20 protein-coding genes are annotated in these 22,742 nt (G+C 45.2%); 7 read left to right on the forward strand and 13 right to left on the reverse strand.

The features are described from left to right. Positions 1 to 18: 18 nt before the first annotated feature. From ACYVSB_RS00650 to arfA, 5 genes are all read right to left on the reverse strand, one after another. Entirely contained in the window at positions 19 to 429 is a 411-nt protein-coding gene (locus tag ACYVSB_RS00650; protein WP_461218006.1) for a hypothetical protein, read from the reverse strand. A gap of 14 nt (positions 430 to 443) precedes the next feature. Next, positions 444 to 1,292: a carbohydrate ABC transporter permease gene (locus ACYVSB_RS00655; protein WP_461218007.1), complete on the reverse strand. Its 849-nt coding sequence runs from the start codon at positions 1,290 to 1,292 to the stop codon at positions 444 to 446. 12 nt (positions 1,293 to 1,304) lie between these two features. Then, complete coding sequence (locus tag ACYVSB_RS00660) at positions 1,305 to 2,186, reverse strand: carbohydrate ABC transporter permease (RefSeq protein WP_461218008.1); 882 nt, start codon at positions 2,184 to 2,186, stop codon at positions 1,305 to 1,307. Positions 2,187 to 2,274: 88 nt separating this feature from the next. After that, positions 2,275 to 3,531, reverse strand: a complete 1,257-nt coding sequence (locus ACYVSB_RS00665; RefSeq protein ID WP_461218009.1) for an extracellular solute-binding protein — start codon at positions 3,529 to 3,531, stop codon at positions 2,275 to 2,277. A gap of 12 nt (positions 3,532 to 3,543) precedes the next feature. Continuing rightward, positions 3,544 to 5,046 (reverse strand): arabinosylfuranosidase ArfA, encoded by a 1,503-nt coding sequence (gene arfA / locus ACYVSB_RS00670; protein WP_461218010.1) that lies wholly within the window; start codon positions 5,044 to 5,046, stop codon positions 3,544 to 3,546. A 210-nt stretch (positions 5,047 to 5,256) separates the two neighbouring features. On the opposite strand from arfA, the gene ACYVSB_RS00675 reads away from it, so the two are divergent. Further along, entirely contained in the window at positions 5,257 to 6,162 is a 906-nt protein-coding gene (locus tag ACYVSB_RS00675; RefSeq protein ID WP_461218011.1) for an ArsR/SmtB family transcription factor, read from the forward strand. 182 nt (positions 6,163 to 6,344) lie between these two features. Here ACYVSB_RS00675 and ACYVSB_RS00680 read toward each other — a convergent pair whose 3' ends face one another. From ACYVSB_RS00680 to ACYVSB_RS00705, 6 genes are all read right to left on the reverse strand, one after another. Further along, the gene (locus ACYVSB_RS00680) at positions 6,345 to 7,193 is read right to left on the reverse strand and encodes an aldo/keto reductase (RefSeq protein WP_461218012.1); all 849 of its coding nucleotides are present in this window, start codon (positions 7,191 to 7,193) and stop codon (positions 6,345 to 6,347) included. 429 nt (positions 7,194 to 7,622) lie between these two features. Then, complete coding sequence (locus tag ACYVSB_RS00685; protein WP_461218013.1) at positions 7,623 to 8,219, reverse strand: hypothetical protein; 597 nt, start codon at positions 8,217 to 8,219, stop codon at positions 7,623 to 7,625. A 25-nt stretch (positions 8,220 to 8,244) separates the two neighbouring features. Next, entirely contained in the window at positions 8,245 to 9,072 is an 828-nt protein-coding gene (locus ACYVSB_RS00690) for a carbohydrate ABC transporter permease (protein WP_461218215.1), read from the reverse strand. Continuing rightward, positions 9,068 to 9,979, reverse strand: coding sequence for a carbohydrate ABC transporter permease (locus ACYVSB_RS00695; RefSeq protein ID WP_461218014.1), 912 nt, complete (start codon positions 9,977 to 9,979; stop codon positions 9,068 to 9,070). The genes ACYVSB_RS00690 and ACYVSB_RS00695 overlap by 5 nt, the downstream gene beginning before the upstream one ends. Before the next feature lie 215 nt (positions 9,980 to 10,194). After that, positions 10,195 to 11,505: an ABC transporter substrate-binding protein gene (locus ACYVSB_RS00700; RefSeq protein WP_461218015.1), complete on the reverse strand. Its 1,311-nt coding sequence runs from the start codon at positions 11,503 to 11,505 to the stop codon at positions 10,195 to 10,197. A gap of 75 nt (positions 11,506 to 11,580) precedes the next feature. Beyond that, positions 11,581 to 12,513 (reverse strand): glycoside hydrolase family 113, encoded by a 933-nt coding sequence (locus ACYVSB_RS00705; protein WP_461218016.1) that lies wholly within the window; start codon positions 12,511 to 12,513, stop codon positions 11,581 to 11,583. 149 nt (positions 12,514 to 12,662) lie between these two features. On the opposite strand from ACYVSB_RS00705, the gene ACYVSB_RS00710 reads away from it, so the two are divergent. From ACYVSB_RS00710 to ACYVSB_RS00730, 5 genes are all read left to right on the forward strand, one after another. Then, positions 12,663 to 13,859: an AGE family epimerase/isomerase gene (locus tag ACYVSB_RS00710; RefSeq protein ID WP_461218017.1), complete on the forward strand. Its 1,197-nt coding sequence runs from the start codon at positions 12,663 to 12,665 to the stop codon at positions 13,857 to 13,859. Positions 13,860 to 13,934: 75 nt separating this feature from the next. Beyond that, positions 13,935 to 14,666 (forward strand): GntR family transcriptional regulator, encoded by a 732-nt coding sequence (locus ACYVSB_RS00715; RefSeq protein WP_461218018.1) that lies wholly within the window; start codon positions 13,935 to 13,937, stop codon positions 14,664 to 14,666. 202 nt (positions 14,667 to 14,868) lie between these two features. Next, positions 14,869 to 15,828, forward strand: coding sequence for an acetylxylan esterase (locus tag ACYVSB_RS00720; RefSeq protein ID WP_461218019.1), 960 nt, complete (start codon positions 14,869 to 14,871; stop codon positions 15,826 to 15,828). Next, on the forward strand, positions 15,815 to 18,109 hold the full coding sequence (locus ACYVSB_RS00725) for an alpha-galactosidase (protein WP_461218020.1): 2,295 nt from the start codon (positions 15,815 to 15,817) through the stop codon (positions 18,107 to 18,109). The genes ACYVSB_RS00720 and ACYVSB_RS00725 overlap by 14 nt, the downstream gene beginning before the upstream one ends. Positions 18,110 to 18,126: 17 nt before the next feature. After that, entirely contained in the window at positions 18,127 to 19,521 is a 1,395-nt protein-coding gene (locus tag ACYVSB_RS00730; RefSeq protein WP_461218021.1) for a glycoside hydrolase family 1 protein, read from the forward strand. 177 nt (positions 19,522 to 19,698) lie between these two features. On the opposite strand, the gene ACYVSB_RS00735 is transcribed toward ACYVSB_RS00730, so the two are convergent. After that, positions 19,699 to 20,853: a glycoside hydrolase family 127 protein gene (locus ACYVSB_RS00735; protein ID WP_461218022.1), complete on the reverse strand. Its 1,155-nt coding sequence runs from the start codon at positions 20,851 to 20,853 to the stop codon at positions 19,699 to 19,701. 14 nt (positions 20,854 to 20,867) lie between these two features. Further along, a complete protein-coding gene (locus tag ACYVSB_RS00740; RefSeq protein WP_461218023.1) occupies positions 20,868 to 21,701 on the reverse strand; it encodes a beta-L-arabinofuranosidase domain-containing protein in 834 nt (277 codons plus the stop codon). A 114-nt stretch (positions 21,702 to 21,815) separates the two neighbouring features. Between ACYVSB_RS00740 and ACYVSB_RS00745 the strand changes: the two genes are divergently transcribed. Continuing rightward, complete coding sequence (locus ACYVSB_RS00745) at positions 21,816 to 22,709, forward strand: AraC family transcriptional regulator (protein WP_461218024.1); 894 nt, start codon at positions 21,816 to 21,818, stop codon at positions 22,707 to 22,709. Positions 22,710 to 22,742 lie beyond the last annotated feature (33 nt).

The raw sequence follows: 22,742 nt of genomic DNA on the forward strand, positions 1-22,742 counted from the left end.
AATCTCCCAAGTTCCAAGCTATTCCGTGACACCATTTGTCATTTTGATAGCTTTATTTCTAGAAAAATAAATGACAAACGTAATTAAATAAATACCGAAACCAATCGGGTCACTAGAAACCAGATTAAGAATTCCCCAAACTGCAATCCAAATCATTACTTTCTTCTGAACAACACCATCTTTAACGTGACGCGCAACGTAAAAGTTAAACAGCGCGCCGACCAAAATAGCCAGACCGAAGACCATAATAACTGTCGTAACATTATCTAGGAGCTTGCTATTGAAAGCAACATTCTTGCCATTCGCCTGAATGTTGGCTGACCCCGCACTCCGAAACCACAGTGAGTAGCCCAAGATCGTAATGATTGAGAGCACAAAATTCCAACCGGAACCGATATAAAGTAATATTCTTTCTAATTTCCGTGACATGATTTATCTCCTAACTAACCTTTGACACCAGAGTTCAGATTCATTGATTCCAAGAAATATTTCTGTGCAAACAAGAACAGCAAGAAAGTTGGAATAATTGCTAAGAACGCTGACCCCATCAGTTGTCCGATCATCCGATAATTACCATAAATATCCTGCAAAAGTAAAAGGCCGGCAGTAACAGGCATCTTATCAACATCACTGTAAACAATAACTGGCCACAGGAAATCATTCCACGAGCCTGTAAACGAGAACAGGGCACAGACAATCAGGACTGGCCTGATCAATGGCAAAATAATGCGGGAATAAATGGTCCAATCTCCAGCTCCATCGATTCGGGCCGACTCATCGAATTCCTTGGGGATTCCCTTCATAAATTGACGGGTCAAGAAGATGTTCCCCATTCCAGCTAACCCCGGGATAATCATAGCCCATGCAGTATTGACCCAATTCAATGACTCAATTACTTTGTACGATGGGATTAAGTTGACAACCCCAGGGAACATCGAAATACCCAATAGGGTGAAGAATAATGCATCGCGGCCCTTGAACTGAAGGCGTGAATAACCATAAGCGGTCACAGAAACTACTACAACCACCAAAAGCGTATGTGCTGTAGCAATAAAGAGTGAATTACCTAACCAGCGGACAATTGGCGCTGTTGACGTATCTTGAAAGATAGCGACGTAGTTCTCAACAACCCAGTTAACTGGTAATAACCGGAACCCCGTTGAAACCACTTCTGTTTGCGAACGAAATGATGTTGTAAATCCGTAGACGATTGGAATTACCCAAATGACACAAAGCACAATCAAAAAGAGATAGCTTAGGAATTGCGTAATCCGATAACTTTTTGTTTTCATCAATACTGCCTCCTAAGATTGTTTGTTCATGACATAATATTGAGCGGCGGAAACCACCAAGATAATCAAGCCCAATAAAACTGCCATAGCTGATGCCATTCCGGCAATTGGAATCCCTGATCCAAAGGCCAAATTACGAATATACATAATCAGAACGTTGGTACTTTCTTTTGGGCCACCCTTTGTCATCATCAGCGGTTGACCGAAAACATTAAAGGCTCCAGCCGTTGTCATTACAAATGTATAGATCAACGGGAATTTAATTGATGGCAAAGTGACACTAACGAATTTACGAATACTTCCAGCACCGTCCATCTCCGCAGCCTCATACAGATCCTGTGAGACCCCGTTCAGCGCCGATCGATAAATAATCATGTTGCCACCAACGCCACCCCAGATGGTCAGAATAAAGATTAGGAGCCATGCATAGGGTTGCTGGGCCGCCCATATCTTTCCCGAATGAAAAACGTTATTAACAATCCCTAACTGCTCGTTGAAAATCAATGCCCAAATCAAAGCGGCCGCGGAAATTGAAATCAGACCAGGAATATAGAGAACAGCTTGGAAAAAGCCTTTTCCTTTAACACCCTTATTCTGTAAAGCCAAGGCAATCAATAATGGAATGATGATCAGCAATGGCACACTGATTACAACAAACCATAATGTATTCCGTAGCCCGTTGGTAAATTGGAAATGAAACGTAGACTTACTATTAAATAAAATTGTCCGATAGTTATCTAAGCCAACCCATGTTGGACTATTGACAAGATCCCACTTGGTGAAAGATGCATAGATACCATAGACAGTTGGAAATAAGATAAAAACAATGAATAGAATCAGATGTGGTCCGATAAAAGCTGTCGTTTTCAGAAAGCTAGCTAATTTCTTATTCATCCAATAATTCCTCCTTCGAATGGAGTATCACTAATAATAAGTAATGGTGCGAATTTCTTCGCACCATCCTCAGGTTCATCAGTCGGTACTATTTTTCGGTTTTTTCGGCCTCTTTGACCTTATCATCGACATATTTCTGTGCTTTAGCTAAACCTTTATCAACGTCCATCTTGCCATGAACCATATCAGCAGCATACTTATCCAATGATTCTTGAACTTCTGGATAATAAACATAGGTATAGATCTTTAAAGACTCTGTTTCTTTTGGCGTTGAGGTGAAGAACGCTTGCATATAATTATCTTTGTATTCTTTACTTTCATTGACTTGCTTACTTGCTGGAATCTGACCCGCTTTTGCCCATTCAATAGAATGTTTCCGCATGTAGGCAACAAACTTAGCGATGCCTTTCTCTTTGGCATTTGAGCGTTCTTCCTTCGACTTCTTCAGCATGGTAAACTCGTGAGAAGAACCACGGTTGGTAAATTTATCAGCATTAAGTGAGTAAACATTGGTTACCCCAAAGTTGAGTCCTTTAACCGCAGAATGCGCTGTTGATGTCCAAGTACCGTCAGTAGAAAGTAAAACGTGTTGTGATTGGAACTTCAAGTAACCGTCTGTGCCATACTTGGTCATCAAGCCGGCATCAGCAATCGACTTAACTGCTTCAATAGCCTTCTTCATTTCTGGTGTATTAACGGTTGGATTATCATCAGCATCCTTAACATCGCCACCAGCATTATTCAATTCGGCAAGGATTACCCATGAAATCAAAGCGTCATTGACAACATAATCGCCTTTTTTCATCTTACCTTTTAATTCAAGCATTTCTGGGATTGTAATGATGCCATCATCAAGCCAATGCTCAACACCATATTTCTTCAGTAGATCTTTGTTATAATACATAGCGCTACTGTGAATATCCAACGGTACAGAATATTGTTTGCCGTCAATTGTTCCTGCATTCCACGCCTCGGACAAATAGTTAGAACCTTTCAAGCTCTTTTGAGACTTGGTCCATGTTGTGATTGGTTCCAAGAGTCCTTGCTTAACGTAGCCAGGAATCCGGTCCGCATGGATGATTGTCATATCAGGTACACCCTTACCTGAGTTCATAACTGTATTAATCTTGGTATACATATCTGAGGTAACAACTGCCTTGACTTTGTATTCAGGATTAGTCTTATTGTAGTCGGCAACGATGTTATTCATATATTTCCCATCATCACCGGTCAATGGGTTCCAGAAGACGATTGTTTTATCTTCTGCTTTTTTTCCACATGCGCCTAAAGCTAATACTGTTGCTAAACTTAACATGGTTAACCCAATTTTTTTCCAAATCTTCATTTCCAGCACTCCCTATGCTTTATTTACTGCTAATCTAATGACGTTCCATGACAATGGTTTCAATGTTGCCTGTGCAGTTTCCCGAGAAAGGGTCACATTGTCGTTATTCCGGATCTCCATTTGCCCATTCTCATTTGTTTCTTTGATACCATAACCCGTAAATTCGGTGGACAGCAATTGATGATCGATGACGAAACCGTCAGTAACTGTTAAATCAAGCTCAAGACTTTCTTGATCTGAACGATTGACCGCAAAAATTGTTAGTTCAGTTTCGTCATCGTTTAAAATACCCAAACTCTCCAGATATGGCACTTGATCAAATTGCTTGGTTGAATAGACCGGTGAATCTTGGATCTGAGTCAAAACAGTGCCTTGACCATATTGAGCCGCTTGCATGAATGGGAAGAAAATCGATTGCATCCACGCAGCCCCGTTCTCGTCGGTCATAATCGGCGCAATCACATTGACAAGTTGTGCCAAACAAGCGATTTTCACCCGATCTGCATGCTTCAATAACGTGATCAGTAAAGTCCCAACCAACAAGGCATCCTCAAAATTATAAATATCTTCTAATAGGTGCGGAGCAATCTGCCATGGCTGATTATCAGCCGTTTGTTGATCCGAATGATACCAAACATTCCACTCGTCGAAAGAAAGATTGATGGTCTTCTTACTGTGTTTCCGGGCCTTGATCGAATCACAAATCGCCAGAACACCGGTGATAAAATCATCCATATCAAGACTTTGAGCGAGATAATTAGGTGTGTCATTATCCCGATTGCCGTAATAGCGGTGTAACGACAGATAATCGACTTGATCATACGTGTGTTCCAAAACAGTGGATTCCCATGAACCAAATGTTGGCATATCTAAGGCTGAACTTCCGCACGCAATGAGTTCGATATTCTCATCGACTAATTTCATCGCCTTAGCGGTCTCTTCCGCGAGACGTCCATACTCATCGGCCGTCTTATGACCGATCTGCCAAGGGCCATCCATTTCGTTGCCCAGACACCAAGTTTTAACGTTGAATGGTTGCTCGGCACCATTCTTACGGCGCAGGTCGCTATAATAAGTACCTTGATCGAAATTACAGTACTCAACTAAATGACGTGCGGCATCGATCCCGCGAGTACCTAAGTTAACGGCCATCGCCACATCGGTATCAACTTTCTTGGCCCACTTCATGAACTCGTGCAATCCGAATTCGTTGGTTTCAACAGTTCGCCAGGCTAAATCAAGACGTTTAGGGCGATCCGCAACTGGTCCGATACCATCTTCCCAGTTATAACCGGAAACGAAATTACCACCAGGATAACGAACGATCGGTACGTTAAGCTGTTTGACCAGCTCAATGACATCCTTGCGAAAACCATCCTCATCGGCGTATGGTGAATCCGGTTGGTAAATACCTGTATAAACCGCCCGACCCATATGTTCGATGAAAGACCCAAAAATACGTGGATCAATCTTGGCTACTCGTGCTCGCGTATCCAAGATAAGTTTTCCTTTCATCTGTTTGCCTCCTTTAATTAACTACACCATTATATATACCCCATTTTGAAATCGCTGTCAATAACCTTTTGGTAATTCGTGTTTTTTATTCATATAATTACATCAACGATAAAGTTAACTGAAATCGTTACTTTTGGCTTGACTAACTGTAACCAAAGCGTTTATATTAATTACATAAGCAATAATAAACGAAAAGGTTACGTGAATATCATGCAATTAGATATCTCTTCAGCTTCCCTACCTGTCTATGAAGCGCTGGCCAGCGATGTCCGGCTCAGAATCATCCAGCTGCTCTCAACCAATAAGATGAACATCAAGGAATTGGCTGCTAGCTTAGGGCTAAGTAGTGCGATCGTCACCAAACACGTCAATAAATTGGAGCAAGCGGGCATTATCAAAACCGAACGTGTTCCCGGGAAATCAGGCATTCAGAAAATTTCAATTCTTAAGGTTGACCATATTGACGTGGAATTTCCTCAGAAAATCTACCATTCATTTGAAACGCATACGGCCTCAATTCCGGTTGGTCACTATGTTGATTATAATGTCGCCCCCACTTGTGGTCTGGCCACGCGCGAAAGCTTCATTGGCGAAGTTGATGAGCCTAAATTCTTCATGGATGCGCAACGGATGGATGCGGGGATTCTTTGGTTCACCAAAGGCTTCGTTGAATATAAAACGCCCAATCTGCTCAAGCCAGATGAGCGTCTAGAACAAATCGACATCAGTTTCGAGATCTCTTCTGAATTTCCGTTTACAAATAATGAATGGCCTTCCGATATCACCTTCTCCTTGAATGGGACGGAATTAGGCACTTGGACTAGTCCTGGTGATTTCGGCGACGCTCGAGGTAAATACACACCTGATTGGTGGCCAACTAACATTAACCAGTATGGTTTACTCAAGACGTTACGGTTAACCAAGGACAACGGCACTTACATTGATGGTGACGCCCTATCTGACGTGAGCATCAACGATTTCGACGGTAAAAATGACATTTGGGACTTTCGGATCCAAGTCAAAGATAACGCTAACCATGTAGGTGGCGTCACACTTTTCGGTAGCGGCTTCGGCAATCATGATCAGGATATCAAGTTTAATGTTTACTATAGCTAATCATTAAGAACTGAACATTAACCAAAACGTTAATCTCTTTACAAACTCTGTTCCACACACTAAAAAGACCCAGTCAATCACATTGAGCACCAAAGTTATGACTAACTTTGCCGCTTCGTGGATCGACTGGGTCTTTTGAAATGGATCATGCAAATGATTTAATGACTAACCTTGTTTAATGACTAACCTTGTGTTGGGTTATGATTACTACCATTAGTCGTATCAGCTAAACTGTTCAAGACAGCCATATCTTCGGCTGAAATGGTAAAATCAAGTTCCTTGTTGCTGACGATATGAGCTGGGGTCACCGCTTTAGGCAATGGCAAAGCGCCATTCTCGATACAGAAACGAATCGCCAATTGAGCTGTGGTAACGTCATATTTCTTAGCAATCGCCACCACATGTTCATTGGTCAACATCCGACCAGTTGCTAATGGTGAGTACGCCTCGATCAACAGACCGTTATCCTCAGAATATTTCGTGATCTTAGGTTCGGTAAACCCGACATAATATTGGATCTGGTTGACCATTGGCTTGACTTTAGCGTTAGGTAACAGATTCTCTAGATCCCGAACTGCAAAGTTGGAAACCCCAATGGCACGAACACGACCACTGGCGTAAATCTCTTCTAAAGCCCGCCAAGCATCAAGATTACCTTGATCGCAATTCTTGCCGATTTCATTCCATGGCCATGGTGCATGAATAATGTAAAGATCCAAATAATCAATATCTAGATCAGCCATTGTTTCATCGAAAGCCTTTAACGCACCTTCATAGGTCTTGATCTCCGCTGGTAATTTCGATGTCACAAAGATATCTTTGCGGTCGATCCCAGAATCCCGGATCGCTTGGCCGACACTCTTCTCATTACCGTATGCTTTGGCGGTATCGATATGACGATAACCATTCTCCAAAGCAACTTTGACGGAATTATAAGCAGGATCACCATTAGGAATCTGCCATGTCCCAAAAGCAACTTTAGGAATTTTGACACCGTTCGTTAATGTATAAGTCTCAGTTAAAACTGACATGAAATTCCTCCATTCGTTTTGCTAATGCATTCTTATTCTAGCACTTGGGCCCTACGAGTGCGAATGTTTTCGCTTATTTTTAAGAAGGATAAGTGGGACAATTCTTATTTTTCCAATAGGATAGCTCTATTTGCTTAATCGCCAAATAAGGTTATCAAGTCTTTACTGGCGGCTTTATCTCGGGAGATTATCCTCTAATCGCAGATTGCCCGACGCACATTCGACATTTTTCATAAAATGACGCTACCGAGAAGGAATTGCGCCCCATTCACCCAACCCACTCGCATTAAGCTTCATCAGAGCCAAGCAACCTTCAATCGCTCCTCGCAATTACGGTTTTCACTGATGACGCGCTTGATATTTCTAAGTATGAAAAGAGCTTGTCTCGCTCCAAGGCGAAACAAGCTCTTTTCATTTTCACAGCCTCGCTCAAGCAGCAACTGTCAAATCACAGGTCCGAGCAAGAATTGCGTCAGTCAACGCTACATAACCACCAGGACCCAGCAAGAGAAATAGTGGCAGGCTCAAGTATGCGAGGAACACTAAAGCAGTTAAACACAGAAGCAAGGTTAGACTTGTTAGCGGCTTTTGCACCAATATCACTAAGGCCTGCAAAAACTCCTGACCTTCGATGCGTTGCTTCTGCCGTAAGTACCAGACCAAAGCCGTCAGGTATACAAGATATAAGGCACCAGCTAACATCCAAACAAGTAACAAGAGTTGCCAGCCGATAGCTACTTGCCGGACATGCTTTAAGAAATGGCCCAGAAAGAAAATACTACCCAGATAAAGTGTAGCTAGAAACGACAGCAGATTTTGCTTTGGTAAGCTAAAATGATAAGCATGTCGCTGATACTTCGCACCTTCGGCCGGTCGTTGCCAATACCATCCTGCATAAAAGCCAGCTGGTAACCAGCCATAGACCAGAAACCCCCGTAATAGATTTAACCAAAATAAACAGGAGGTTTTGACTAACTGATAAAACTTCTCGACTGCGATAACTAATTTACTAGGCTTTTTCAACAATAGGCAACTCCCTTCGCAAACAAATCTATTTCACTGAGCCAACCACACCATTATAAATGTACTTTTGTAAGGCTAGGAAGACAATTAAGATTGGTAGGATCACGATGACCACACCCGCCAGAATAACTGGCCAATTAGTCCCATATGGTCCCTTAAAGGCAAACAGCGCCGTTGAGATCACTTTCAAACTTGGATCAGGCATATACAAGAAGGGATTATAGAAATCATTATAAATTTGCACACCACTGATGATCAAAATAGTAACCATTGGTGCCTTCAAGTTGGGCAAAATTATCTTGCCAAAAATTTGAAAGTAGTTCGCGCCATCAAGGAAGGCCGACTCATCTAGTGAAACAGGAATCTCATTCAAATATTGCATAAAGATATAAATCGAAACCACATCGGTTCCTAGATTCAAGATGATCACAGACCAGATTTTATTGAATAAGCCCATACTATTGACCAACTGGAAAGTCGCAACTTGGCTGGTGATTGCAGGAATTAACATCGCCACCATGAATAAGCTCATGATTGGCTTTTTCAACTTAAAATCGAAGCGATTGATCGCATAAGCGAAGGCTGAACCTAGTAATAATTTACCGGCCATACTGATAACAAAGATGATCGCCGTATTCTTGAAGCCAACCAACATCTGACCATTAACAAAGGCCGTTTTGTAATTACTGAAATCCAGATGCTTCGGAAAACTTAATACACCACTAGTCAAAAATTCATTGTTCGACTTAAAGGACCCGATAAAGACAACTAAAATTGGGAGGATTGCGATAATCGCGCCAATAACTAGGATCAGATATTTAAAGAAAGCTGATACTGTAAATTTTTTCATCTTAATTGGCGCTCCTTTCTCTCGTAGCTACTCTCTGAATTACCGTGACAACAATAACGATCAGTAACAAAATGATTGCCATCGCCGAGGCCAAACCTAGCTTGTTATATTTAAAGGCCGTATCAATGGTCTGGATCACAAAAGTATTGGTCCCATTGGAACCACTTGTCATAATATAAGGAATATCAAAGACGCTCAAGGAGCCACTAACTCCAAGAATAATATTCAAGAACAGGATCTCTTTGATTCCTGGAATAATAATATACTTGAATTGATTCCACCGGTTAGCGCCGTCCATTTCCGCGGCCTCATAAACCTCTGGATTGATCGACTGAATCGCTCCCAGAAAAATCAAGAAGTTGAATCCGGTGTAACGCCAAACCGAGGTGAATGCCAGCGAAATATTATTGATCGAACGGTCGCCTAACCATAACTTGATCTGATTGTGTAATCCGAAGAAGTTCATGACAGTGTCCAAGGTCCCCTGTTGCTTGTAGAAATATAGGAAAATGAACCCAATCGCAACCCCATTCAACAAATAAGGGAAGAAAAGAACCCCTTTCCAGAAATTAGCGAACTTTACTTTAAACGAAAGCAAAGTCGCAAACAACAGGGCGAACCCTAATTGAAAGAAAGTCGCGATGAAATAATACAAACTGGTTCGGAATACGGAAAAGTAAGTTGGATTAGTAAAAACCGTTTTATAGTTTTTCAGGCCCACAAAATTACTCGAAGGTGAAAACCCATCCCAGTCTGTCAAACTATATTGAATCATCTTAACCAACGGATAATACGAAAAAACCAGTAACAGAATCACAGGAATCACAGTAAACAGAACCACAATCAGTCTCTTCTGCTTTCGGTAGTCAAAACTTCCTGACTTTGAATTTTTCAACCTAAACACACCCTTCATTCACAGTGCCGCAAGCAAAAAATAGTGACGTTACTTGAGCGCTAAATCTTATCTTGATACTCGATTTGATTGAAACAGTATATCTCTAGAGCGGTAATCCGTTCTGAAAATCTTTAATGTTAGTGTCCCTGTCATGAACAGACAATCAGCCACTATCCCAAACGAGGTATCTCGATTCTCGATCGAAATACCTCGACTTTTAGCAATCGCTTCAATTAGTTTGAGCCAACGGTTTTAATGGCGTCCGCCCATTTCGTATTCAAATCTTTCATAATATCGTTAAAGCTTTCCTTAGAGTTACCGACGGCTGCTTCAATGATCCGTTGTTTTGTCTTATCTGTAGTATCAAGACCGATCTCAGAAGCATCATCAATTTCGGAGAATAGAGATTCTTTACCTTTTGGTGCCGCGGCTGGTTCGATCAGCTTCACACCAGATTCTTGCATTGACTTCAGAGCTGCCGGATACTCAGCGCCTTTCAAGGTTGGTAAACCACCATTATCTTTGGCGTAATCAGAATCATTGACCAACCAGTTCAGCAATTTCCGTGCCGCAGCTTTATGTTTACTGTGAACATTGATTGCGTAGTTGTAGTCGGCGCCGACACTAATATACTGATCACCATCTTCAGCAGTGGCTGGGAAGGTTTGGAAAGTAATATTATCCGCATTTTCTTTGTTTGCATCTTGAACTTGGGGAACAGCCCAGCTGCCTAAGACCATCACACCAATCTTGTTATTGGCCATGTCGACTTTTGATTGTTCCCAATCGCTGGTCGTCGGATCTGATTCGATCAGACCGTCATGAGCAACTTGATATAAAGTGTCATAGATTGTGTACATCACTTTACCCTTAGTGAACGGTGCTTTATCAGTCAAAAGTTTATTCGTAACTTGCTTGTCGCCAGTGATACCTGGGCGCGTGAAATCCCAGTTTGCCAAAGTCCAACCCGCCGCATAGTTCGTGTACAACGGCGTTACTTCAGGATTTTTTTCCTTGATTGTCTTCAAGGCCTTGATGAATCCTTCAGTTGTCTTTGGGAATGTCTTGATCCCAGCATCTTTAAAGACCATCATATTAACGACCATCCCTGATGCGTTCAGTTGCGAGGGGATCCCGTAAGTCGTACCATTATATGATTTATTCGTTAAGCCTAGGTATTTCTTTTCCAATGTTGCTTTCTTACCCAAAGGTTCTACAAAGTGGGCATAATCTTTCGGCTTGATGGTATCAGGTAACATGAATAAATCACCATATTGATCGGAGTTCATCCGAGTCTTCATTTGCCCAGCGTAATCCGTGATCGTTTCGATTTTAACCTTGATATTAGGATATTTCTTGTTAAACTCCTTCATGTACGCCTTCCACTTGCCGTTAGTGGTCCAGTCGGTCTTGTGGTTGATGAAGGTGATTGTTTCTGTCTTATCCTTTGCGGAGCCAGAGCCTGAATCTTTGCTGCCACATGCGCCCAATAATAAAACGAGTGCTGCTGAAACGCCTGCTAATAATGCTAAACGCTTTTTCATTCTAACATCCTCCTAATGATTGGAAATCGCTTTCAGGTAAAATGATAGCACATTGATTTTCATTTGTGTAGTCTTTTATTTAAAAAGTTCATATTTATTTTTGATAAGTTGCTCTGCCGGTTTGCCGTAAAGGGCATAATCATCATTACTGGTTGCTTCACTCAAGGGATAAAGTTGCGCTTTCCAATCCCAAAGACCAAAACCACGCACCCAAGTTTGCTGCGCGGTCTGGTCAAACATTGACCTATACCATTCTGCCTGAGCGGTGAGATCAACTTCGCCTGCCAGCGTCCAGTCATTGGGAAGATATTCGCTACCATGGCGGCTAGGACACCCCGCCTCACAAAAGAAAAACGGCTTATCAAAGTGATCCACAACTTTCTTGATTCGCGCTAATTGGGCTGGCCAATCATTGATCGGATAGTAACCCGAGCTTGAGATCACATCGACCGCATCCCACCATTGCACACCATCTTCCTGGTATTTGTCACAGTTATAAGTAATCAATCCGTGATAGATCTGGCGAATTTGGCTGATCAATTGACGCCACTCCTGCTCTCGGCGATCTGTATTGACCAACTCGCAACCGATCACCAACATCTGCGCCTGCATCTGTTCGGCTAAGTTGGCGTAATGCAACATAAACTCAGTGTAAGCGGCAAACCATTGATCCCAGCTAGGTTCACACGGTGCCGGATGATCAAAGAAATTAATCAAGGCCCGCCAATGGCCATCGGTTAAATTGACCATCGGCTTCAAAATCACGTTTAGTCCGCGACCTCCAGCTAATCGGGCCATCGCCAGTACCTCTGCATCGGCCAGAACCGTTTCATCCCGCCAATTGATCTCAACGCTAAACGGATCTGCCTGTTCAACAACTACTGGTAGGATCACCGTATTACAACTAGTTCGCGCTTGCATCAATGCTAATGATTCTGCCGCGGCAGCCGAAGTCCACTCACCACGTTGACTCATATAACCAAATGTCACGCCTTTGATTGCCTCCATCAGACCACTTCCTTTCAAATATTCCCAGATTTGCCATTCAAAAGATAAATGACTCAAAACGCTTTCAAAAATCTAGCTTTAGTATATAATAAATATAGACAATTGCAAGATTGATCTTTACATTTATTTTGAAATGAGTGATTCAAAGTATGAATGACCTCGATTTCCGTTTAGAAGCAGAACGAATCCTAACCTTCTGGTCGCAAATGATCGATCCAAAGTTTGGCGGCTTCATTGGCGAAATTGATTTCGACCAGCAGAAACAACCTCATGCCGTCAAGGGCGGTGTCATGACCAGTCGCTACTTATGGACTTACGCTCGAGCATTTGCTTTAACCAAGGATCAACGCTGGCGTCAATGTGCCGATCAGGCCTTTGACTTCATCGAGCAACACCTCTGGGACCAGGCTGATGGCGGAATCTATTGGTTAGTCGACTATCTGGGCAAGCCAATCAATCCTATCAAGCATCTTTACGCTCAGGCCTTTGCCATCTATGGTTTATCAGAGTACTACCTAGCAACCGGCAGCATTAAGGCGTTAACATTAGCGAAACAAACTTTTAATTTGATTACTGATCATGCCAGCATCCAGGATAGGCCTGGATATCACGAAGAGTTCACCAAAACTTGGCAGCCTAAGGCAATCAGCCAGGTGGCCACACCACAACCCAATTTGGTCTTTACGACGAATACCCATTTGCACCTGTTAGAAGCTTTTGCGAATCTCTATCGCTGTGAACATGATGCCGCAGTCAAAAACGCCGTCACCTCACTACTAGCCATTTTTCGCGACGTGATCATCACCAATCACGGATTTTGTTATCAAGAATTCACTTCCGACTGGCAACCCATTGATGATCACATTTCGTTCGGCCATGACATTGAGACCAGCTGGCTTTTGGCAGAGGCACTAGACTTAGTCAATATCAAAGACCAAAAGTTAAGCGCAACGTTGCAGCAGCTCGCACACAATGTCGCCGCGCAAGGACGCGACTCATCTTTCGGTGCTCTAAATGACACCCTGCGATCGGGAAAAATGAATCGAACAAAGACATGGTGGATTCAAGCAGAGGCAGTAACCGGTTTCTACCAGCAATATCAACGCACCTCTAACACAATGTATTTAAAAGATGCCACCGAAACTTGGGCCTATATTAGGCGTTGGTTGGTTGATTCTAGAGACAATAGCGAGTGGTTTGCCTATCGAACTGAGACAAATGGGTTACGAACGGACTCAATTGGCCATCCTTTGCCAATTGGTGACCAATGGAAAGGTCCATATCATACAGCAAGGATGTGTTTTGAAATGTCTAAAAGAATTAGGCTTTTCAATCACGGTAAATAAACAAATCTGGTATGATAAATTTAGTTGCACTTATCACGAATATGAAAATCTAATAAAGATACAGGAGCAAGCACGATGAAGAAAACACCTAAATACGAACAGATTGCCAATCATCTACGAAAACGTATCAATGCTGGAGACTATCAACCTAACGAGTTAATGCCTGATCAAGTATCGCTTGCCGAAGAATTTGGTGTTAGTCGAATGACGATTAAGAAGGCGCTCGATACACTGGCTATGGAAGGATTGATATATACTCGTCGCGGTGATGGCACGCATGTTATGGGCGACATTTCCTTAAAAATTGAAACCAACTCTCCCGCTGATGAACACCGTGGCCTAACAGCTTTTTTCGGACAAGATCGAGTTTCCAGCCAGATTATTCGTTTTGATATTCTCTTTCCGAACGAAGAACTTCAAAGTCACCTCAAGCTCAACAAAAACGAACCTGTTTTTGATATCATTCGACTGAGACTCATTGACGATAAGCCCTATGTGCTTGAGCATACCTACATGCCGCAAAAATTAATGCCAAACCTTTCTGAAGAAATTCTCTATCATTCAATTTACGACTATCTGAAATTTGATGTTGGCCTAAAGTTAAGTGGTGCTTATCGAAAAATCCATGCGATTTTTGCAGATGAATATGATATCAAGTATTTGTTGTGCGAGCCAAATGATCCGGTTCTGGAGGTTGAACAGGTTGCTTGGCTTTCAGATGGCACTCCTTTTGAGTACTCATTTTCACGTAACCGTTACGACGCACGCAGTTATACGGTTTTGGATATCAATCAAGGAAATGTCTAAAAGCTTTGCTGACCTTCTAATTATGCCGCCAAACCGCCGACCTGATGTTGACGGTTTTTTTATACCTCCTCGTTCGGATCGATGATTTTCAGACATTTTATTGACATCGCATTTTAATAGTCTATACTAATTAATGAAAACGCTGTACTTTATTCTTGAAACTAAAACTTGACCAAAATGGGATTTGAAAAGGGGTTAAATGATGATCGATCTTGAAGTGGGTAAAAAGTATGCTGGGAGTGCGCAAAAGCCTGATGATTTCGATGACTTTTGGGATCGGGCCTTGGCGGAAATGCAGGCTTTGCCGCTGGATTATTCGACGGCGCCTGTTGCGATTCCGTCACGGGTCGCGCAGGCCTATGATCTTTATTTTGCTGGCGTGCAAGGGGCGCGGATTCACTGTCAGCTGATTCTGCCCAAGAATTATGACGCGCGTCAAGCACATAAGGGCATGGTGATGTTTCACGGTTATCATTGTGACTCTGGAGATTATCAAGACAAGTTCGGTTGGGCCGCGGAAGGGTATGTGGTTCTGGCGATGGATGCGCGGGGCCAAGGTGGCACGTCGGAAATGGCGGCGGTGCCTCGAGGTGACGCGATGAAAGGCTTGATCATTCGCGGGATGGAGGCCGGTCCAGAGGCGCTGTATTATCGCAGTGTTTTCTTGGATACGGCCCAAGCGGCGCGGATCTTGATGAATTATCCTGGGGTCGATCGCGAGCGGGTTTATGCGACGGGGGCTTCCCAGGGTGGTGGGCTCGCTATTGCTTGCGCCAGTTTGGTGCCTGAGATCTATCGGATCCAAGTTAGTTATCCGTTCTTATCCGATTATCGCAAAGCCTATCAAATGGGCGCGCAAACGTCAGCCTTCGAGGAGATTCCTTATTGGTTCCAATTTCGCGATCCGCTTCATCAGCGCGAAGCCGAGATTTTCCACACCTTGGAATATATCGATATTCAGAACTTAGCGTCTCGGATCCGTGGTGAGGTTTACTGGTCCATGGGGCTCCAAGATACCACCGTGCCACCGATCACCCAATTCGCAACTTATAATAAGATCACGGCTAAGAAGCATTTACTTGTTCTGCCAGAATACGGGCATGAGTATTTGCCGAAGGTCAGCGATCAGATTCGAGGATTCTTTATTGATGCAGACGACTGATTTGATTCAAGTAGATCAACAACACTTGGTTTTCCACCTTCATAATGACAAGATCAGCTACCTTTTTCGGGTGATTCCGAAGATCGGTCAATTGGAAAACTACTATTATGGTCCACGGATCCAGCAACCCAGCCTTGATGGTCATTTGAACGAGCGGGAGATCCGACCGGGCAACAATTTATTGACGGGTAATTATACGACCTCTCTGGAAGCGATCCGGCAAGAATATCCTGTTTTTGGGACGACTGATTTCCGTCAGGGGGCTTACGCGATTCGTTATCCTGACGGTGACGAGATCACGGCCTTTAAATATGTCAGCTATCAAATCACGCCAGGTTATCCTGATCTTGGTGAGCTGCCCCACGCCCGTTACGATGATGAAACTGCGGCTACTTTGACGATCACCTTGCGCGATGAGAATTCGCCGCTCACCTTGCAATTACATTACACGATCAACACGACCAACGCGCTGATCATTCGCAGTAGCACCTTCAGTAATTCACTGCAAAGTGAGACGACTTACCAACTGACCAAGGCCTTGAGCGTTAATCTTGATCTGCCTAGCGCTGATTATGACTTGATTCATTTGCATGGCGCTTGGGCCAAAGAGATGCAGATCGAGCGGCGGCCCTTGATGGTCGGTCGGATGAGCATCGACAGTGATCGCGGCGCCAGCAGTCATCAGCACAATCCCTTCATCGCCTTAGCCGCCACCAACGCTGACGAACAACAAGGTCAAGTCTATGGCGCCGCACTCCTTTATAGTGGCAACTTCTTGGCGCAGGTCGAAGTGGATAATTACGCGGTTACCCGCCTGTCGCTGGGGATCTCACCGACACAATTTACGTGGCAACTGACGCCAGGAACGAGTTTCCAAACGCCGGAAGTGGTCTTGAGTTGTACCACCACTGGACTAAATGGGATGAGTCATGAGTTTCATGACTTTTATCGGCGGCATTTGATCGATCAGCGTTGGGCGGATCAGCCTAAACCGATCTTGATCAACAATTGGGAGGCCACCTACTTCGACTTCAATGAAACCAAATTGTTGCAACTGGCGACTAAGGCCCAAGCGGTGGGACTCGATTTGTTCGTCCTGGATGACGGTTGGTTTGGCCGGCGGGATAGTGATAATGGTTCGCTAGGGAACTGGACGGTCGATCGTCACAAACTGCCGGCGGGTCTGCCTCATTTGGTGAGCGCGATCCATCAATTAGGCTTGAAGTTTGGCCTGTGGTTCGAACCGGAAATGATTTCAACCGACACGCCACTTTTTCAGGCCCACCCGGAATGGCGCTTAGGTCATCCTGACAAAAAAATTTCCCACGGACGCAATCAATATGTTTTAGACTTTAGCAACCCGCAAGTCGTCACGGCAATCTTCGAGCAAATGGCCGCGATCTTGCGCAGCACAAAAATCGACTATCTTAAATGGGACATGAATCGCTACATTTCCGAGGCCTTCTCTCCTTATCTGTCGGCGCGGCAACAAGGAGAACTCTACCATCGTTACATTATGGGGGTGTACCATCTTTACAGTCTGCTGGCGCAGAGCTTCCCTGAACTGATGATCGAATCTTGCGCTGGGGGTGGTGGTCGTTTCGATGCGGGCATGCTGTACTACGCGCCCCAAGCTTGGGCCAGTGACGATACCGATGCGATCGAGCGTCTGAAGATCCAATATGGCGCCTCGCTAGGTTATCCACTTCAAGCAATCAGCAGCCATGTTTCCGCAGTGCCGAATCATCAAGTTGGGCGGGTCACGCCGCTCCAAACTCGGGGTGATGTGGCGATGTTTGGGACTTTCGGTTACGAGTTGGATATCACGAAGTTAAGTGAGGCGGAATTGGCTCAGATCAAACGTCAAATTGCTTTTGTTAAGCAGCAACAGCATTTACTGCTGACCGGGGAGTTCACGCGGCTGGCCAGTCCTTTCACCTCGAACCAACCAGCTTGGCAAGTTTATGATCGCCAAAGTGGTCAAGGGTTGATCGCCGCTTACCAGATCCTCAGTCCTGCCAACCCACCTTATCGCCGCTTGCGTCTTCAGGGGCTAGTTCCGGAACAAACCTATCAATTGGCTCGGATCGATGCCAACTACCAGCTCAGCCAGCCGATCCTCGTGCACGGTGATGAACTGATGAACCTGGGGATCATTTTCAGTGAAGATTATAGTGAACGGACGGCAGATTATTGGAATCGCCCGCAACCGCACGACTTTGCTAGCCAGCTATTCGCCATAAAGGCCGTTGCTGATCCGCAAGCATCACCTAAAATTTAATCGAAAGAGGTTTTGACATGAAATTAACATTTCCAGATAATTTCTGGTGGGGTGCCGCCACATCAGGTCCGCAGAGCGAAGGCCGCTTCAATAAGCAACATGTGAACGTCTTCGATCATTGGTACGATATTACCCCCGAGGATTTCTATAATTATGTTGGTCCCGATACAGCTTCGGACTTCTATCATGGTTTCCGCGAGGATATCAAGTTGATGAAGGAAGTTGGGTTGAATACGGTCCGGACCTCAATCCAATGGTCCCGCTTGATCGATGATTTCGAAACGGCCAGTCTCAATCCAGATGGGGTTCGCTTTTATAATGACGTGATCAATGAATTCATTGCCAATGGCATTACCCCTGTGATCAACCTGCATCACTTTGACTTGCCCGTCGAACTTTATGACCGTTATGGCGGTTGGGAATCCAAGCATGTCACCGACCTTTACGCCAAGTATGCCGAGCAATGTTTCCGACTCTTCGGCGATCGGGTCAAGAATTGGTTCACCTTCAACGAGCCGATGGTCATCGTGGATGGCGAATATCTCTATCAATTCCACTACCCCAAGATCGTTGATGGGAAAAAGGCTGTCCAAGTCGCTTATAATCTCTCCTTGGCCTCAGCCAAGGCGATGGCGAAATATCGCGGTCTGGACCACAACAACGATGGCAAAATCGGGATCATTCTGAATTTGACCCCAGCCTACGCTGCTTCCGCGGATCCCGCCGACCAAGCCGCCGCTGAAATGGCCGATCTGTGGACCAACAAATTGTTCTTGGATCCTGCGATCAATGGTCACTTCCCCGAGAAATTAGTCACGACCTTGAAGAAAGATGGCGTTCTTTGGCAAGCGACGCCGGCGGAACTGCAACTGATCAGGGAGCAGACGATCGATCAGCTTGGGGTCAATTACTACCATCCCTTCCGCGTTCAGCGGCCTGAGATCTCGCCTGATAGTCTAACCGATTGGATGCCGTCCAAGTATTTCAACAACTATGAAATGCCTGGCCGGGTGATGAACGTGGATAAAGGTTGGGAGATCTATCCCAAGGCCCTTTATGACATCGCCTTGACCGTTCGCGATGACTACCACAATATTCCTTGGTTCGTTTCCGAAAATGGCATGGGCGTTTCTCGAGAAGAACGCTTTATGGATGCCAATGGGGTGGTCAACGATGACTACCGGATCAAATTCATGCACGATCACCTGACTTGGCTGCACAAGGGCATCGAAGCTGGTTCCAATTGCTTCGGCTACCACGTTTGGACCCCGATCGACTGCTGGTCTTGGGCCAACGCCTATCGCAACCGCTATGGCCTGATTTCAACGAACATCCACACCCAAGTCAAAACCATCAAACAATCTGGTCGTTGGTTCGCTGACGCCAGCAAGAACAACGGCTTTGAGGCGTAAAGCGCGGCGCGCAACTGTTTGACTTTGAACATTGACCTAGTCAGACTTTTGGAAGCGGGCTTCGCTTCCAGAAGCCTGACGAAGTTAAGCAGAAAAGACAGTTGCACGAAGCACGATTCAGCAACCAAAAAAATGATCGGTGAAGGTTTTCTTGGCCTCCACTGATCATTTTTTAAACTAGTCATGCAGCTGGTGCGCGGTCGAAAATAAAGTGGTGTTTGCCTCTGGGAGCCAAACGGTCATTTCGCCAACGCGGCGATTGGCCCAGAGAAAGTAGGGAATAAAGGTCAACGTTAGCGGTTCACTTGTCTGGATTGGGTCAGATTGATACGGCCGGTGTGGCTGACGCGAGTCAACTGAACGCCGCCATCCCTGGGCCGTAATCAATTCGGTTCTGATCCCAAAGGTTTGCTGGTCAGCGTGATGGGCGAACCCAGCCTGACTTGCCAACAGTAATTGCTGCAGCGCGGGACCATTATCAACTTCTTCGGCACAATAAACCACCGGCCCACGTTGGAGCGCGACCTTACCCAAATCAGCCTTGATCTGAGGCACGGCCCGTAACGCCTTCACCGGCATTGCTAACTTCAATTCAAACTGCCAGCAACAGCCGGCCGGGACAGTGAACCGTAAATATCCTGACTGTAATTCTGAACTGATGGCCGGACCATCGTTAAGAATTTCGAAGTCTTCTGCCGCCCAAGCCGGGACATGGATGGCCACCTTTTGATCCTGTTTTCCTGACCGATTGTCAATCAGGAAGGCAAGCTCGCCCGACCAAGGATAGTGTCCCGACTGCTTGATCAGCACCCCATTGGAAAAGCGTGCTTCATTTCCAATGAACAAATGGCTAAAGATGGTCTCATCCTTAATGGAATAAATAAATTGATCGACAGAGGCAATCAGGCGAGCCAAGTTGGGCGGGCAGCAAGCACACCCTAGCCACGCTGAACGAGTCGCTTTAACATGCGCCTTTTGTGGATCAAAGCGACAAGCCTGGGGCTCCACTTCCAAGGGATTCACGTAGAAATAATGTTGACCATCTAGCGCCATCCCACTGATGGTGCCGTTATAGAGTTCGGTTTCCAAGAGATCGGCCACCCAGCCTTCTGGGTCCGCTTGAAGCAATGCCTGGGACAAAAACGCCATGCCACAGGAAGCACAAGTTTCGCAATACATCGTATCATTAGGCAGATCATAATCGAACGTATAGCCCTCACCATTGGCCGTTGATCCCACGCCACCAGTCAGATACATTTGCTTTTCGCTGATGTGGCGGCACAGCCGTTGGCACGCAGTCAGAAGTGCTTGGTCATGCGTCAGTAACGCCACCCGAGTTGCACCAGCTAGTAGTAGGCCATGCGCACAGCGTGGCCTTCGCCACGGGTCATTGCCATCAACGGAACGCGATCCTGATAATGATCCGCAGTCGGCTCGACCCCCGGCCAGTAGCCTTCGTCAATCCCAACATTCAGCTTGTTTTGACCAGCAAAAAAGCTCGGTTTGGTTCCCCGTTGATGAATCAGATATGCCGCTAAATCGAGATATTTACTTGCTCCCGTCAGCTCTGCCAATTTCGTTAAGGCTAGTTCCAGCTCCGGATGGCCTGGATAGCCATGAAGTTGCCCAGGCTCGGGGCCAAAATTGCGTGCCAGACAGTCGGCCATTTTAAGCGCGATCTCCAGAGCTTGCTGATTACCGGTGGTTTTAAAATACGCCACGCCTGCCTCGAGATAGTGGCCCATACAATATAATTCGTGGCTTTTGGAAATATGCTTGAAGCGGCGCTCGGGACGCTCGATTTGAAAATAGGTATCCAAATAACCATCGGCCTGCTGTGCCTGACCAATCAGGGCCACCACTTGATCCGCCTGTTGCTCCAAGTCAGGATCAGGTGCATAGCGCAAAGTATAGGCAACCGTTTCTAACCATTTATAAACATCTGAATCCTGAAACCATTCGCCATAGAAATGTCCCTGAGCCAAACCGGCCGCAATTTTCAAATTTTGAATGGCGTGACTTTGTTGAACCATATCAGACGAGTTGCCATTGGCCCGCTCTATTTTGACCGTGGCTTCATCACTGATGATCTGCCACTGATATGGCACCACCACCGTTTGGACAATTCGGCGATAGTGATCCCAGAATTCGTCTTGGACCTTGACTTGCTCGATTTGCACCCTGATCACCCTAACCTTTCACTGTTAGCCTTAGTATAATCAGTCCTGCCGCTCACCAATACAACCAATCACGCAGAAAAAGAGGACAAAAACGACCTCTTTAGGAGATTTCCCATGATCGACCTCAATTATTTCGATATCACTCAACCCGTTCACTATCTGAACAGCGGCAAATTTATGGCACAGCCCGGCTGGCGCCACACGCCCAATCGGCATGACAACACCGAGATCATGATCGGTCTGGCTGGGACGGTTTTCCTCAGGATTGCTGAGCAACCGGTCACGCTCAAGGCAGGTCAGGTTCTTTGTCTAGCGCCCCAAACACAGATTGATGGTGATCGTCCCTGCGAGAGCACCGCCCAGTTTCTCTGGTTCCATTTCAGCGGTCAGCTCCCAAATATCGTGTCCAAGGCTGCCACCACACCAAGAATCATTGCCTTGCCCCGTTTATTTCAGCTGAAAGATCCGACCCGTAGCTTGCTGGCTGGTCAACAACTACTTGACCGCGGTCATCGGCGAAACGACCACCCAGATCTAAGAGATTATCAAACAACCCTGGCCCTAATTGAACTGGCCAATGACTATCGCCTGCAACAGCAACAATTGTTGGCACCGACCTTGTTCCAAATCCGAGAATGGATTCGCGTTAATTTGAAAAATACGCTGACCTTGCCGCAAATCGCCCTGCATTTCCACCTCAACCCGGACTATCTCAATCGTATTTTTAAACAGGAATTTGGCACGACGATCAAGGCCTACCTGACCGATGCTCGGCTTGATCTGGCCAAATACCTCCTGTTGACTACCAATCAATTGGTCGAAGAAATTGGCCGGACTTGTTGCTTCCCAGATGCCCACTACTTCACCCGCGTTTTCAAACAACGAAATTTAGTCACACCCAGTCAATACCGGCGTAACTACGCCGCGACTTTTTATAACAATAGCCAACTCGATTCCGGCACCGACTTCCATCAAATCGTCCAGGATCTTGAGGCCAACAAAAAATAGATACCCCGGGGTATCTATTTTTGTTGACCCAAA

The organism is Lapidilactobacillus salsurivasis, from assembly GCF_054785215.1.

Coding starts and splice junctions, on each gene's coding strand:
- ACYVSB_RS00650 (WP_461218006.1), bottom strand. CDS start 429: ATGTCACGGAAATTAGAAAGAATATTACTTTATATCGGTTCCGGTTGG.
- ACYVSB_RS00655 (WP_461218007.1), bottom strand. CDS start 1,292: ATGAAAACAAAAAGTTATCGGATTACGCAATTCCTAAGCTATCTCTTT.
- ACYVSB_RS00660 (WP_461218008.1), bottom strand. CDS start 2,186: ATGAATAAGAAATTAGCTAGCTTTCTGAAAACGACAGCTTTTATCGGA.
- ACYVSB_RS00665 (WP_461218009.1), bottom strand. CDS start 3,531: ATGAAGATTTGGAAAAAAATTGGGTTAACCATGTTAAGTTTAGCAACA.
- arfA (WP_461218010.1), bottom strand. CDS start 5,046: ATGAAAGGAAAACTTATCTTGGATACGCGAGCACGAGTAGCCAAGATT.
- ACYVSB_RS00675 (WP_461218011.1), top strand. CDS start 5,257: ATGCAATTAGATATCTCTTCAGCTTCCCTACCTGTCTATGAAGCGCTG.
- ACYVSB_RS00680 (WP_461218012.1), bottom strand. CDS start 7,193: ATGTCAGTTTTAACTGAGACTTATACATTAACGAACGGTGTCAAAATT.
- ACYVSB_RS00695 (WP_461218014.1), bottom strand. CDS start 9,979: ATGAAGGGTGTGTTTAGGTTGAAAAATTCAAAGTCAGGAAGTTTTGAC.
- ACYVSB_RS00700 (WP_461218015.1), bottom strand. CDS start 11,505: ATGAAAAAGCGTTTAGCATTATTAGCAGGCGTTTCAGCAGCACTCGTT.
- ACYVSB_RS00705 (WP_461218016.1), bottom strand. CDS start 12,513: ATGGAGGCAATCAAAGGCGTGACATTTGGTTATATGAGTCAACGTGGT.
- ACYVSB_RS00710 (WP_461218017.1), top strand. CDS start 12,663: ATGAATGACCTCGATTTCCGTTTAGAAGCAGAACGAATCCTAACCTTC.
- ACYVSB_RS00715 (WP_461218018.1), top strand. CDS start 13,935: ATGAAGAAAACACCTAAATACGAACAGATTGCCAATCATCTACGAAAA.
- ACYVSB_RS00720 (WP_461218019.1), top strand. CDS start 14,869: ATGATCGATCTTGAAGTGGGTAAAAAGTATGCTGGGAGTGCGCAAAAG.
- ACYVSB_RS00725 (WP_461218020.1), top strand. CDS start 15,815: ATGCAGACGACTGATTTGATTCAAGTAGATCAACAACACTTGGTTTTC.
- ACYVSB_RS00730 (WP_461218021.1), top strand. CDS start 18,127: ATGAAATTAACATTTCCAGATAATTTCTGGTGGGGTGCCGCCACATCA.
- ACYVSB_RS00745 (WP_461218024.1), top strand. CDS start 21,816: ATGATCGACCTCAATTATTTCGATATCACTCAACCCGTTCACTATCTG.